A 13056-nucleotide genomic window follows, 5' to 3' on the forward strand; every position below is an offset into this window, starting at 1 on the left:
AACCGAACTGAGGGGAATCCGGTGGGCGCGGTGACTGGCCGTGACTCTAAGGGCGCCTTTGTGCCTGGTGGAGTGGTCGGACCAAGGCTGTGACGCTCTTGTTATGCCACGGAGTATTCCGGGCTGGAACGCAGGGGGCGGTTGAGGCTGAATCTGACCTTGTTCGGTGGGTCTCGGCGTATCCGCATGCTGAGAATCTCCAGGACAAGTGGCAGGAGTGTAATGGTGTTTGGCTCATGACACGCGTGTTCGTGGGCATGCGGCGGTCAGTGCCCCGGAAAGATCATTCGCGTATTCCGGACCGAGGATGTAACTCTGTCTCGCCTTTGCGCGCGCATTACGCAGTGTTACTTCGAGGAAAGGGAGTCGGGCATTCCGTGGCACTTCTCCGCATTCGCGAATGTGCATCATGATGATCAACTTCCGGGGTGTTCCCGATTTCAACGTGAATGGGGTGCCAGGGGAGGTGCCCACCGAAAGCGCCGCCGAGGGCTGGGAGACCCGGTGGACGGTCACCGGGGGCCCCGACTCCTGGGCGAACCTGACAGCGAAAGTGAACGTCCGCTCCCCGGCCCGCGGGCGGGACATCTCGCCCGTGTACGTCACCGACACGCTCTGCGACGGCCAGGGCGGGGGCGGCTCGGGCGGCGGCTCCGGGCGGGTCAGGTAGAGGGTCACACCGGCCGCGCCCAGCACCGCCGCCGTGGCCGCGGCGATCGCCGTACGGCGGTGGCGGAGCCGGCGCGGGGTGGGCGGCCGTACCGGCTCGCGGGTGGCGCTCTCGTGGTCGTAGGTGTCCTCGCCCGGCTCGATCGGGCCGATGGCGTTCACACCCACGGCCCGCCGCTCGGCCCGCCGTCGCGGTAGCGCTCGGCGCACCGCTCGCGTGCCTGACGCATGATCAACTCACGCCCGGCGGCGGCCGTTTCGCGTCTGCGCTCGGCGCGTGCGGCGTCCAGGATGTCGCGCAGGATCAGGTACTGCCCGTTCGACAGGCCCATCGACTGGTAGTCGCCGTAGGCCGAGCCGCCTGAGCCGCCTGAGCCGCCTGAGCCGCCTGGGTCTCCCGAGCCTGCCGACTCGTAGATCTGCCGCGCCCACTTGGTGATGATCGCGGTGCAGAGGTCGGCGGGGGAGGTGGTGGTGGGGGAGGGGGTGGTGCTCGTGGTGGTGCCGGTGGCGCTCTTGGGGTCCGGGGCGGGGTCGCCGCAGCCCGTGCCGAGGGCCGGCGGAAGGGTGAGGGTGAGGGCGAGCGCACAGAGCCGTATCCGGTGCCTCATGTGCCGACGCTAGACCGGAGCCGCACGCCCCGACAATGCGCGTGCGCCCGCCCCCGCGGGGGGATCAGCCGGTCGCGCCGTCCGTGGGGGCGTCCCGCAGCATGCACGTCAGGCGCGCACTGCACACCCGCTTGCCCTGCTCGTCGCTGATCACGATCTCGTACGTCGCCGTGGAGCGGCCCCGGTGCACGGGCGTCGCCACGCCGGTGACCAGGCCGGAGCGGGCGCCGCGGTGGTGCGTGCAGTTCAGGTCGACGCCGACGGCCAGCTTGTCGATGCCGCCGTGCAGCATCGCGCCGACGGAGCCGAGGGTCTCGGCGAGCACCGCGGAGGCGCCGCCGTGCAGCAGGCCGTAGGGCTGGGTGTTGCCCTCGACCGGCATGGTGCCGACGACGCGCTCCGCCGAGGCCTCCACGATCTGTACGCCCATGCGGGTGCCGAGGTGGCCCGCCGAGAAGAGGGAGGGCAGATCGACACCGAGCGAGGCGTACTCGTCGATGACCTCTTGCGGGAACTTCACGCTGTGCTGCTCGCCCATGGGGTCCGGCTCCGTTCGTTCGACGTCGACACCTGTCGCTGCCTGTCGCTGAGCAAACGCTCAGTCGGTCGCTGATTGTTCCAGGCGTACGACGACGGACTTGCTGGCAGGGGTGTTGCTGGTGTCCGCGGTGGCGTCCAGGGGCACCAGGACGTTGGTCTCGGGGTAGTACGCGGCCGCGCAGCCCCGGGCCGTCGGGTAGTGCACGACGCGGAAGCCGGGCGCGCGGCGCTCCACGCCGTCCCGCCACTCGCTGACCAGGTCGGCGTACGTCCCGTCGGCCAGGCCCAGCTCGCGGGCGTCGTCCGGGTTGACCAGGACGACGCGGCGGCCGTTCTTGATGCCGCGGTAGCGGTCGTCGAGGCCGTAGATGGTGGTGTTGTACTGGTCGTGGGAGCGCAGGGTCTGCAGCAGCAGCCGTCCCTTCGGGACGGCCGGGTACTCGACGGGGGCGGCCGTGAAGTTGGCCTTGCCGGTGGCGGTGGGGAAGCGGCGCTCGTCGCGCGGGGCGTGCGGCAGGGCGAAGCCGCCGGGGTGCGCCACGCGCGTGTTGAAGTCCTCGAAGCCGGGGACGACGCGCGCGATGCGGTCGCGCACGGTGGCGTAGTCCTTCTCGAACTCCTCCCAGGGTGTGCGGGAGGCGCCGCCCAGGACGCGGCGCGCGAGGCGGCACACGATGGCGGGCTCGGAGAGCAGCTGGTCGCTCGCGGGCTCCAGGCGTCCGCGGGAGGCGTGCACCATGCCCATGGAGTCCTCGACGGTCACGAACTGCTCACCGCCGCCCTGGAGGTCGCGTTCGGTGCGCCCGAGGGTGGGCAGGATCAGGGCGCGTGCGCCCGTGACGGTGTGCGAGCGGTTCAGCTTCGTGGAGACGTGCACGGTCAGGCGCGCCTTGCGCATCGCCGCCTCGGTCACCTCGGTGTCGGGGGAGGCCGCCACGAAGTTGCCGCCCATGGCGAAGAACACCTTCGCCTCGCCGTCGCGCAGGGCGCGGATGGCGCGCACGACGTCCAGGCCGTGGTGGCGGGGCGGCGCGAAGCCGAACTCCTTCTCCAGGGCGTCGAGGAAGGCGGGCGCGGGCCGCTCGAAGATGCCCATCGTGCGGTCACCCTGCACGTTCGAGTGGCCGCGCACGGGGCAGACGCCCGCGCCGGGGCGGCCGATGTTGCCGCGCAGCAGCAGGAAGTTGACGACCTCGCGGATCGTCGGCACCGAGTGCTTGTGCTGGGTGAGGCCCATCGCCCAGCACACGACGGTGCGCTTGGAGGCGAGCACCATGCGCAGCGCCTCCTCGATGCGGGCGCGGTCGAGGCCCGTGGCCTTCAGGGTCTCGTCCCAGTCGGCGTCCCGCGCGGCGGTGGCGAACTCCTCGTACCCGTGGGTGTGTTCGCGTACGAACGTCTCGTCGACCGCGCCGTCCGTCTGGAGGATGAGCTTGTTGAGGAGGCGGAAGAGGGCCTGGTCGCCGCCGAGGCGGATCTGGAGGAAGAGGTCGGTGAGGGCGGTGCCCTTGAGCATGCCCTGCGGGGTCTGCGGGTTCTTGAAGCGCTCCATGCCCGCTTCGGGCAGCGGATTGACCGTGATGATCTTCGCGCCGTTGTTCTTGGCCTTCTCCAGGGCGGAGAGCATGCGCGGGTGGTTCGTGCCGGGGTTCTGTCCGGCGACGATGATCAGGTCGGACTGGTAGAGGTCGTCGAGCAGGACGCTGCCCTTGCCGATGCCGATGGTCTCGGTCAGCGCGGAGCCGGACGACTCATGGCACATGTTCGAGCAGTCGGGGAGGTTGTTCGTGCCCAGCTCGCGGGCGAACAGCTGGTAGAGGAACGCCGCTTCGTTGCTGGTGCGTCCCGAGGTGTAGAAGACGGACTCGTCCGGGGAGTCCAGGGCGGCGAGCTCTTCGGCGACGATGTCGAAGGCGTGCTCCCAGGAGACGCGTTCGTAGCGCTCGGCGTCCTCCGCCAGGTACATGGGGTGGGTGAGGCGGCCCTGCTGGCCCAGCCAGTACCCGCTGCGGGTGGCGAGGTCGGCGACGGGGTGGGCGGCGAAGAAGTCGGGGGTGACGCGCCGGAGCGTGGCCTCTTCGGCGACCGCCTTCGCGCCGTTCTCGCAGAACTCCGCCTTGTGGCGGTGCTCCGGCTCGGGCCAGGCGCAGCCGGGGCAGTCGAAGCCGTCCTTCTGATTGACGCGCAGCAGGGTCAGCGCGGTGCGGCGCACGCCCATCTGCCGCTGTGCGATCTTCAGGGTGTGGCCGATGGCGGGCAGCCCCGCCGCCGCGTGCTGCACCTGGTCGACCTGCGGCGCGTCCTGGACCGGATCGCCCTTGGGCGGCTTGCTTGCCATGGTCGGCTCCCCTTCGAGCACGTGTGTGAGCTACGTCTCCGATCCTCCCACGCGGCGGTGACAGTGCCGGGCGCAGGGGCGGGACGGGACGGGACTGTCAGTGGGGCGTGGCAGGATCGGGGACGTGGCAGAAACAGCAGCGAAGAAGAAGTCCGAGACCGCGGCGACCAAGGCCGGCGGGGCGGGTGGCGAGCAGCGCCCGCGCCTGCTCCTCATGGACGGGCACTCCCTGGCGTACCGGGCGTTCTTCGCGCTGCCCGCGGAGAATTTCACGACCGCGACGGGGCAGCCGACGAACGCGATCTACGGCTTCGCGTCGATGCTGGCGAACACCCTGCGTGACGAGGCGCCGACGCACTTCGCGGTGGCGTTCGACGTGTCGCGCAAGACGTGGCGCTCCCAGGAGTTCGCGGAGTACAAGGCGAATCGCTCCAAGACCCCGGACGAGTTCAAGGGTCAGGTCGAGCTGATCGGCGAGATGCTCGACGCGATGCACGCGGTGCGTTTCGCCGTCGACGGCTTCGAGGCGGACGACGTCATCGCGACGCTGGCCACGCAGGCGGAGGCGGCCGGTTTTGACGTGCTGATCGTCACGGGGGACCGCGACTCCTTCCAGCTGATCACCGACCATGTGACGGTGCTCTATCCGACGAAGGGCGTCTCGGAGCTGACGCGCTTCACGCCGGAGAAGGTCGTGGAGAAGTACGGCCTGACGCCCAGCCAGTACCCCGACTTCGCGGCGCTGCGCGGCGACCCGTCGGACAACCTCCCCGGCATTCCCGGTGTCGGCGAGAAGACCGCCGCGAAGTGGATCAACCAGTTCGGTTCGTTCGCCGACCTCGTCGAGCGTGCCGAGGAGGTCAAGGGCAAGGCCGGGCAGAATTTCCGCGACCACCTGGACGCGGTCAAGCTCAACCGCCGCCTCACCGAGATGGTGCGCGACGTGGAGCTGCCCAAGACGGTCGCCGACCTGGAGCGCGCTCCGTACGACCGGACGGCGCTCGCCATGGTCCTGGACACCCTGGAGATCCGTAACCCCTCGCTGCGCGAGCGTCTCCTGGCCGTCGACCCGGGCGCCGAGGAGGCCGAGCAGACCCCGGCCGCGCCGGGCGTCGAGCTGGACGGCGCGGTCCTGGGTGCGGGCGAGCTCGCCCCGTGGCTGGCCGAGCACGGCAAGGCGGTCCTCGGCGTCGCCACGGTCGACACCTGGCAGCTCGGCTCGGGCACCGTCACGGAGGTCGCGCTCGCCGCGGCTGGGGGAGCGGCCGCCTGGTTCGACCCGGCCGCCGTCGACGAGGCCGACGAGAACGCGTTCGCGGCGTGGATCGCCGACCCGAAGAAGCCGAAGGTGATGCATAACGCCAAGGCCGTGATGCGGGTCTTCCCCGAGCACGGCTGGGCCGTGGACGGCGTCACCATGGACACCGCCCTGGCCGCCTACCTGGTCAAGCCGGGCCGCCGCTCCTTCGCCCTGGACGCCCTGTCCCTGGAGTATCTGGGCCGTGAGCTGGCGCCCGCCTCCGCCGCCGACGGACAGCTCGCCTTCGGTACGGAGGAGGACGACCGGGCCGGGGCCGACCATTTGATGTCGCAGGCCCGCACCGTCCTGGACCTGGGGACGGCCTTCGGCGAGAAGCTGCGCGAGGTCCGCGCGAGCGACCTGCTGCAGGATGTCGAACTGCCGACGTCCACGCTCCTCGCGCGCCTGGAGCGGCACGGCATCGCGGCCGACCGCGCCCATCTGGAGGCGATGGAGCAGCAGTTCGCGGGCGCCGTGCAGCAGGCCGTGAAGGAGGCGCACGCCGCGGCGGGCCACGAGTTCAACCTCGGCTCGCCCAAGCAGCTCCAGGAAGTCCTCTTCGGTGAGCTGAACCTCCCCAAGACGAAGAAGACGAAGACCGGTTACACCACGGACGCCGACGCGCTGGCCTGGCTCGCCGCCCAGACGGAGAACGAGCTGCCGGTCATCATGCTCCGCCACCGCGAGCAGGCGAAGCTCCGCGTCACGGTCGAGGGCCTGATCAAGTCGATCGCCGCGGACGGCCGCATCCACACCACGTTCAACCAGACGGTGGCCGCCACGGGCCGTCTCTCCTCGACCGACCCGAACCTCCAGAACATCCCGGTCCGCACGGACGAGGGCAGGGCGATCCGCCGCGGCTTCGTCGTCGGCGAAGGCTTCGAATCGCTGATGACCGCGGACTACAGCCAGATCGAGCTGCGCGTGATGGCGCACCTCTCCGAGGACGAGGGCCTCCTGGAGGCGTTCATGTCGGGCGAGGACCTGCACACCACCGTGGCCTCGCAGGTGTTCTCCGTGGAGCGTTCGCACGTCGACGCGGAGATGCGGCGCAAGATCAAGGCCATGTCGTACGGCTTGGCGTACGGCCTGTCGGCGTTCGGCCTCTCCCAGCAGCTGAACATCGAGGCGGGCGAGGCGCGAGCCCTGATGGACACCTACTTCGAGCGGTTCGGCGGCGTGCGCGACTATCTGCGCCGCGCGGTCGACGAGGCCCGCGCGACGGGCTACACGGAGACGATGCTGGGCCGCCGCCGCTACCTCCCCGACCTCAACAGCGACAACCGCCAGCGCCGCGAGATGGCCGAGCGGATGGCGCTGAACGCCCCGATCCAGGGCACGGCCGCGGACATCGTGAAGATCGCCATGCTCAATGTTCACCGGGCGCTCACCGAGGCGAGGCTCGACTCCCGCATGCTGCTCCAGGTCCACGACGAAATCGTCCTGGAGATCGCTCCGGGCGAGCGGGCGAAGGTGGAGGAGCTGGTCCGCAGGGAGATGGCGGGTGCGGTGTCCCTGCGCGCGCCGCTGGATGTGTCGGTCGGGGTGGGGGCGGACTGGGAATCCGCGGCGCACTAACCCTCCCGGGCCGGGGGGCGGTGGGGTGCGGGGGCTTGCCGGTCTCTGTGTCCGCGCGGGCTCGTTGTGGCTGGGCGCGCAGTTCCCCGCGCCCCTTCGGGGGCGCGAGCCCACCGGCGGCAGAAGCGGGCCGGATTCCCCGTGGCGTAACAGGTCTGTCGCGGGGTCCAGGCCAACCGGTAAGAACCGGGCACGAACGGGTGCCTGGGCGCGGCAAGTTGTCGTAGTGTCGCCAGAGCCGTCCCCCCGGGGAGCACGCACGTACGAAGTCAGGCGTGTACGGAAGCGGGGCCGGCGCACAACAGTCTTCAAAGGGGAGGGGTGGCTCGGTCATGGCGCCGGTATTCGGCAGGCGGCTGCGCAGGGGAGCGGTGACCAGCGCGGTGGCCGCGGCGGCGGTGGCGGCGCTCGCCGCTTCGCAGGCCCCGGGCGTGACGGACGTCCCACGCGACGAGTGGACGGCGGGAGCGGCGGACACCCCGTCGGCGGGTGACTCCGCGACCGGCGACTCGCCCTACTACACCGACCTGCCGCCCCTCCACAGCCCTGTCCCGCCGACCGCGCCCAACGGCGGAGACAGAGAGGCCGAGGCGGGCGTGCCGGCCACCGTCCTGGACGCGTACAAGAAGGCCGAGACCGCTCTCGCCGACGCCAAGCCCGGCTGCAACCTCCCCTGGCAGCTGTTGGCCGCCATCGGCAAGGTCGAGTCGGGCCACGCCCGCGGCGGCCGCGTCGACGCGAACGGCACGACGATCAAGCCGATCCTCGGCCCGGTCCTGAACGGCGACGGCTTCGCGAAGATCACCGACACCGACAAGGGCGCGCACGACGGCGACACGACGCACGATCGCGCGGTCGGGCCCATGCAGTTCATCCCGTCGACGTGGGCGGGCTCGGGCCAGGACGGCAACAACGACGGCCGCAAGGACCCGAACAACATCTACGACGCGGCGCTCGCCGCGGGCCACTACCTCTGCGCCAACGACCGTGACCTGTCGGTCGAGGCCGACCTGCACAAGGCGATCCTCAGCTACAACCGCTCGACGGAGTACCTGAACACGGTCCTGTCGTGGCTGGAGTACTACCGCAAGGGCACCCACGAGGTTCCCGACGGCAAGGGCGTCCTGCCGGGCGACCGCAGCGACGACCGCTTCCGGAGCCCCAGCCTGACGCCGGGCGGCTCCGATTCGCCCTCGAAGAAGCCCGGCAACACCGACATGACCGGCACCTACACGCCGCCCGGAAGCAACGGCAATCCCGGCAACGGCGGCGGCACCGGGCCCACCAGGCCGCCGGGCAACGGCGGCGACGATACGCCCGACCCCACGCCTCCCACGCCCGCCGAGCGGGTCGCCCGCCTGGCGGACGCCGGCACCGGCCCGCTGGCCGCGACGGCCGGGGACGCCTTCGCCGGGCGCGTTCAGGTGCGTACGGAGTCCAAGTCGGGCGCGGCCGTCGCCAAGGTCAAGGTGAAGTTCAGGGTCGTCGGTGACACGGACGCCCGCTTCGACGGCGGCGCGAGGAGCGCTGTCGTCACCACGAACGCCTTGGGCAGGGCCACCGCTCCGGTGCTCAAGGCGGGCGAGAGGACGGGCTCGTTCACCGTGCGCGCCACGGTCGTGGGCCGCAAGCTGACGGGCCTGGACTACACCGCCAAGGTCGCCGAGCGCCAGGCGGACGCCCTCGCCCGGACCAGCGACAAGCCGCTGACCTGCGAAGCGGGCAAGGAGTTCGCCGACCGGGTCGAGGTCAAGGCGACATACAAGGGCGAGGCGGCCGACGGCGTCGCGGCCACCGCCACCCTGGTCAAGTCGGTGGCGGACAGCACGGCCAACGACAAGGGCCCCTACTTCAAGGACGCGAACGGCAAGGCGGTCCGCGTCCTCAAGGGCCTGAAGACCGGCGCGAACGGCCTGTTGAAGCTGCCGCGGCTGTACGCGGACGACGCGGCGGGCACGTATCTGCTGCGCGTCGTCACGACCGGCGGCGCCACCCTCACCGTCGAGCTGAAGGTGACCGCCCCGGCCACCACCACCCCGGGCACCACCGCCCCCGCCACCACTGCCCCGGCCACCCCGGCGGCCCCCACCACCCCGGCGGCCTGACCGCCCGGCCGACCTGCCCTCCAAAGCTCACCGGACCGCCCTCACGCCACCCACGGCGCGGGGGCGGTCCTGTGTTGTGCGACGTGTTCTCATCTCGCTCCCGCGTTGCTACGGTGCCCGCCCTGACGCCCTATCAGCTCCGGCCGCAAGCCGACCCGAAAGGCCCCGCATGCGCGCCCTCATCGCCGCCGCCGCCGGTCTCGCCGTCGCGCTCGCCCTGGTCCTGACGGTCACGGCGATCGGCGCCCCACCCGGCGAGACGTCTCCCAAGCCGCTGCTCACCACTGTCCCCAAGCACCCGTAGACGTAGGGAGGGTCGCCGCGATGCGCCGCAAGGCCAGCCTCGTCCTGCTCGCCTTCGCCGTGTTCTTCACGGCCATGTCCCCGCTCATGCGCTGGTACGCCTTCCCGCGCCTCGCGAAGATCCCGCCGAGCCAGTACCAGGAAGCGGTCCTGGAGGCGAAGAACCCCACCCTCATCGACTACGGCTCGATGAAGGCCGAGAAAGTCGACAAGGTCACCATCGTGCAGACCCTCAAGGGCAACGTGGAGGCCTCGGAGAAGATCGAGAAGGCCGACGGGGACTCTTCCCGTGACGTCGTCGTCTGGGACGCGCTCTCCTACGTCCAGGACTCCGAGGGCAAGATGGTCTCCAAGGTCCCCGAGCGCTACATCTTCGACGCGCACAGCCAGGAACCGGTGCACGCCACCGGCGAGTCGGTCGACGGGGACCCGGTCAAGCGCGAGGGCATCGAGTTCAAGTGGCCCTTCCTGACGGAGAAGCGGGACTACGAGTACTTCGACGCGCAGGCCCGCGTCACCAAGCCCATCCACTACAAGGGCACACGGACGTTCCGCGGAGTGCGGGTCTACTACTTCGAGCAGACCATCCCCTGGACGAAGGTCCCCTTCCCCAAGACGATGCCGGTCAAGGGCATCACACCCAAGTCCCTCGCCGAGACCGGCACCACCCGCTGGTACACCACGGTCCGCAAGTTCTGGGTCGAGCCGACCACCGGAGCGCCCGTCTACGGCGAGGAGATCCAGAAGAACGAACTGCGCGGCGGCACGCTCCTCGGCGGACGCGACAAGGTCACGGTCTTCGCCGGGCACGTGAAGATGCGCGAGGACTACATCGAGAGCACGGTCGACCTCGTCAAGTCCCAGAGGCTCCTGGTGCTCCTGCTGACCTCCTACCTCCCCTGGGGCTTCCTCGCCCTCGGCCTGCTCCTGCTCGCCCTCTCCTTGTGGCTGGAGGCCCGCGGGCGCAGGCCCGGGGAGTGCGAGCCGAAGGCCACGAACGACCCCGAACCGGAACCGGTCGACGCCTAGCCCGTGGTCTAGGCGTCCGCGTCCCGGCGCGCCGGGCGGGCCTTGGTGTACCGGGTCGGTTCGGCGGTCGCGGGGTCCTCCGGCCACGGATGCCTCGGGTAGCGGCCGCGCAGTTCCGCCCGCACCGCGCGGTACCCCTCGCGCCAGAAGGAGGCGAGGTCGGCGGTGACGGCGGCGGGGCGTCCGGCGGGGGACAGCAGGTGGACGAGTACGGGCACGCCGCCGGCCGCGATCCGCGGTGTCTCGGCGAGGCCGAACATCTCCTGGAGCTTCACCGCGAGGACGGGCTGCTCGGGATCGGAGTAGTCGACCCGCACCTTGGACCCGCTCGGCACCTCCAGCCGTTCCGGGGCCAGCCCGTCGAGGCGGACGGCCTCGCCGGTGGCCCACGGCAGAAGCCGCGCGAGCGCCTGCCCCGCGTCGACGCGGCCCAGGTCGGACCGGCGCCGCGCCCTGGACAGCTCCGGCTCCAGCCATTCGTCCACGCGCGCGTGGAGGGCGTCCTCCGATACGTCGGGCCAGGGCGCCCCCAGGTGCCGGTGCAGAAACGCCAGCCGCTCGCGCAGCTCCCGCGCGCCCCGGGACCACTTCAGCAACCCGGTACCTTCCTCACGCAACCCGGTGAGCAGCCCTTCTCGTACGAGGACGGGATCGGCGTCCTTCAAAGGGCGCACCACCAACTCCACGGCCCCGAGACTCTCGACGTGCCTCGCCACCAGATCGCCACCGGACCACGCCACTTCGTCGCGCTCCACGTGCAGCGGCGCGGCGGCGCTCCGCGCGATGTCCTCGTCGATCTGCGCGCCCAGCAGTACGCGCGCGTGCCCGGCGCCCACGGGACGGTCCGCCACGGCCACGGCGATCCACTCGGCCCCCGTCAACGCGGAGCCCGGCCGCAGCTCGGCGCGCGTCCCATTGGCCATCAGATACGTCCCGCCACCAACCGCCCGGGCCACCCGCTCGGGAAACGCGAGGGCGGCGACGGCTCCGGCATCCCGCTCCGGAGCGTCATCCCGCGCCGAAGGCGCGGGCGAGGAGCCCTGGGCACCCCGCCCCGCGGGGGCGTCCGCCGCCGAAGCCAAGCGCCGCGTCTCCACGCGCCACCGCGCCGCATACGCGTCCCCGCCCCGCCGAGCGGCCCGCCACGCCGCGGCGAGGTCGTCCCCGTACTCCCGCGGCGGCTCCTCGCTCAGGAGGGCGACCACCTCCGCCGCCCGCCGCGCGCCCACGCGAGGCACCGCGTCCAGCAGGGCGCGCGCCAGGCGGGGGTGCAGACCCACCCGCGACATCCGCGTCCCCCGCCGCGTCACCCGCCCCGTGGCGGCCTCCACCGCCCCGACCGCCGTCAGGACATCCCGCGCCGCCGCCATCGCGCCGCCCGGCGGCGGATCGAGGAGGGCGAGACCGGAGGCGTCAGGATCGCCCCAGCACGCCGTCTGCAAGGCGAACGCGGCGAGGTCCGCCACCTTGATCTCCGGCGCGGGGAAACGCGGCAGCCGCCCGTCCTCCGCCTCCGCCCAGCACCGGTACACGGCACCCGGCGCCTCACGCCCGGCCCGCCCCGCCCGCTGCCGCCCCGCCGCCTGCGAGGCCCGCACCGTCGCCAGCGCGCTCAGGCCCCGCGCATGGTCGACCCGCGGCTCGCGGGCGAGGCCCGAGTCCACGACCACCCGCACCCCGGGCACCGTCAACGACGACTCGGCCACCGACGTGGCGAGCACGACGCGCCGCCCCGGCGACCCGGCGAGGACCGCGTCCTGCACGGCGGCCGGCGCCCGCCCGTGCACCTGAAGCACCTCGATGTCCCCGAGGCCCGTCAACTGTCCGGCCACCCGTGCGATCTCGCCGACCCCCGGCAGGAAGCACAGGACGTCACCGTCCCGCTCGGCCAGCGCCCGCCGCACCACCGACGCCACATGCGTCAGGAGCGCCGGATCGACCCGCATGCCGTGCGGCGGCCGCACCTCACGCGCGGGGGGCGCCCACACCACCTCCACGGGATGCGTGGTTCCTTGCGCCTCCACGACGGGCGCGCCCCCGAGGACGCGCGCCCATCCCTCGGCGTCGGTCGTCGCGGACGCGGCCACGAGCCGCAGATCGGGCCGCAGCGCCGCCCGCACGTCCACCAGGAAGGCAGCCACCGTGTCCGCGTCCAGATGCCGCTCATGGCACTCGTCGATGATGACGACGTCCACGCCGGTCAGCTCCTGGTCCCGTTGCAGCCGCTGGAGCAGGACACCCGTCGTGACGACCTCCACGCGCGCGTGGGGACCCACCACCCGCTCCCCGCGCACGGTGTAGCCGACGCTCCCGCCCACCTTCTCGCCGAGCAGCCACGCCATCCGCCGCGCGGCGGCCCGAGCGGCGATGCGCCGCGGCTCGGCGACGACGACACGGCGTACGCCCTGAAAGGCGCCAGGCGCCTCGATCAGGCCCGCGAGGGCCAGCGGCACCAGCGTCGTCTTGCCCGTGCCGGGCGGCGCACACAGCACCGCGCTGCCCGGCCCCTCCAGAGCGGAACGGAGGGCGGGCAGCGCGTCACGTACGGGCAGGTCCAGGAAGGCGGGGTTACGGATCACCCGC

General features: G+C 71.9%; 9 protein-coding genes. 5 read left to right on the top strand and 4 right to left on the bottom strand.

Translation table 11 applies throughout. From position 1 onward, the window contains the following. Positions 1 to 466: 466 nt before the first annotated feature. Positions 467 to 670, top strand: a complete 204-nt coding sequence (locus ACWDZ7_RS11245) for a hypothetical protein (protein WP_451796419.1) — start codon at positions 467 to 469, stop codon at positions 668 to 670. 157 nt (positions 671 to 827) lie between these two features. On the opposite strand, the gene ACWDZ7_RS11250 is transcribed toward ACWDZ7_RS11245, so the two are convergent. The 3 genes from ACWDZ7_RS11250 to ACWDZ7_RS11260 form a co-directional block, all read right to left on the bottom strand. Continuing rightward, on the bottom strand, positions 828 to 1280 hold the full coding sequence (locus ACWDZ7_RS11250; protein ID WP_451796420.1) for a hypothetical protein: 453 nt from the start codon (positions 1278 to 1280) through the stop codon (positions 828 to 830). Between the two features lie 64 nt (positions 1281 to 1344). After that, positions 1345 to 1818 carry a PaaI family thioesterase gene (locus ACWDZ7_RS11255; protein WP_451796421.1) on the bottom strand — a complete coding sequence of 158 codons (474 nt, stop codon included), beginning with the start codon at positions 1816 to 1818 and terminating at the stop codon, positions 1345 to 1347. A gap of 60 nt (positions 1819 to 1878) precedes the next feature. Then, positions 1879 to 4158 (bottom strand): FdhF/YdeP family oxidoreductase, encoded by a 2280-nt coding sequence (locus ACWDZ7_RS11260; protein WP_451796422.1) that lies wholly within the window; start codon positions 4156 to 4158, stop codon positions 1879 to 1881. A 214-nt stretch (positions 4159 to 4372) separates the two neighbouring features. Between ACWDZ7_RS11260 and polA the strand changes: the two genes are divergently transcribed. The 4 genes from polA to ACWDZ7_RS11280 all read left to right on the top strand — a co-directional run bounded on the left by polA (position 4373) and on the right by ACWDZ7_RS11280 (position 10473). Next, on the top strand, positions 4373 to 7036 hold the full coding sequence (polA, locus tag ACWDZ7_RS11265; protein ID WP_451796527.1) for a DNA polymerase I: 2664 nt from the start codon (positions 4373 to 4375) through the stop codon (positions 7034 to 7036). Between the two features lie 332 nt (positions 7037 to 7368). Beyond that, on the top strand, positions 7369 to 9141 hold the full coding sequence (locus ACWDZ7_RS11270; protein WP_451796423.1) for a lytic transglycosylase domain-containing protein: 1773 nt from the start codon (positions 7369 to 7371) through the stop codon (positions 9139 to 9141). 169 nt (positions 9142 to 9310) lie between these two features. Next, positions 9311 to 9445 (top strand): SPW_0924 family protein, encoded by a 135-nt coding sequence (locus ACWDZ7_RS11275; RefSeq protein ID WP_451796424.1) that lies wholly within the window; start codon positions 9311 to 9313, stop codon positions 9443 to 9445. A 20-nt stretch (positions 9446 to 9465) separates the two neighbouring features. After that, positions 9466 to 10473 (top strand): DUF3068 domain-containing protein, encoded by a 1008-nt coding sequence (locus ACWDZ7_RS11280; protein WP_451796425.1) that lies wholly within the window; start codon positions 9466 to 9468, stop codon positions 10471 to 10473. Positions 10474 to 10481: 8 nt separating this feature from the next. Here ACWDZ7_RS11280 and hrpB read toward each other — a convergent pair whose 3' ends face one another. After that, positions 10482 to 13052, bottom strand: coding sequence for an ATP-dependent helicase HrpB (gene hrpB, locus ACWDZ7_RS11285; protein ID WP_451796426.1), 2571 nt, complete (start codon positions 13050 to 13052; stop codon positions 10482 to 10484). Between the last annotated feature and the right edge of the window lie 4 nt (positions 13053 to 13056).

It is taken from the genome of Streptomyces sp. NPDC003032, from assembly GCF_053591415.1.

What these genes read in the sequence shown, in the direction of transcription:
- ACWDZ7_RS11250 (WP_451796420.1), bottom strand. Translation starts at nt 1,280, where the DNA reads ATGAGGCACCGGATACGGCTCTGTGCGCTCGCCCTCACCCTCACCCTT.
- ACWDZ7_RS11255 (WP_451796421.1), bottom strand. Translation starts at nt 1,818, where the DNA reads ATGGGCGAGCAGCACAGCGTGAAGTTCCCGCAAGAGGTCATCGACGAG.
- ACWDZ7_RS11260 (WP_451796422.1), bottom strand. Translation starts at nt 4,158, where the DNA reads ATGGCAAGCAAGCCGCCCAAGGGCGATCCGGTCCAGGACGCGCCGCAG.
- polA (WP_451796527.1), top strand. Translation starts at nt 4,373, where the DNA reads ATGGACGGGCACTCCCTGGCGTACCGGGCGTTCTTCGCGCTGCCCGCG.
- ACWDZ7_RS11270 (WP_451796423.1), top strand. Translation starts at nt 7,369, where the DNA reads ATGGCGCCGGTATTCGGCAGGCGGCTGCGCAGGGGAGCGGTGACCAGC.
- ACWDZ7_RS11275 (WP_451796424.1), top strand. Translation starts at nt 9,311, where the DNA reads ATGCGCGCCCTCATCGCCGCCGCCGCCGGTCTCGCCGTCGCGCTCGCC.
- ACWDZ7_RS11280 (WP_451796425.1), top strand. Translation starts at nt 9,466, where the DNA reads ATGCGCCGCAAGGCCAGCCTCGTCCTGCTCGCCTTCGCCGTGTTCTTC.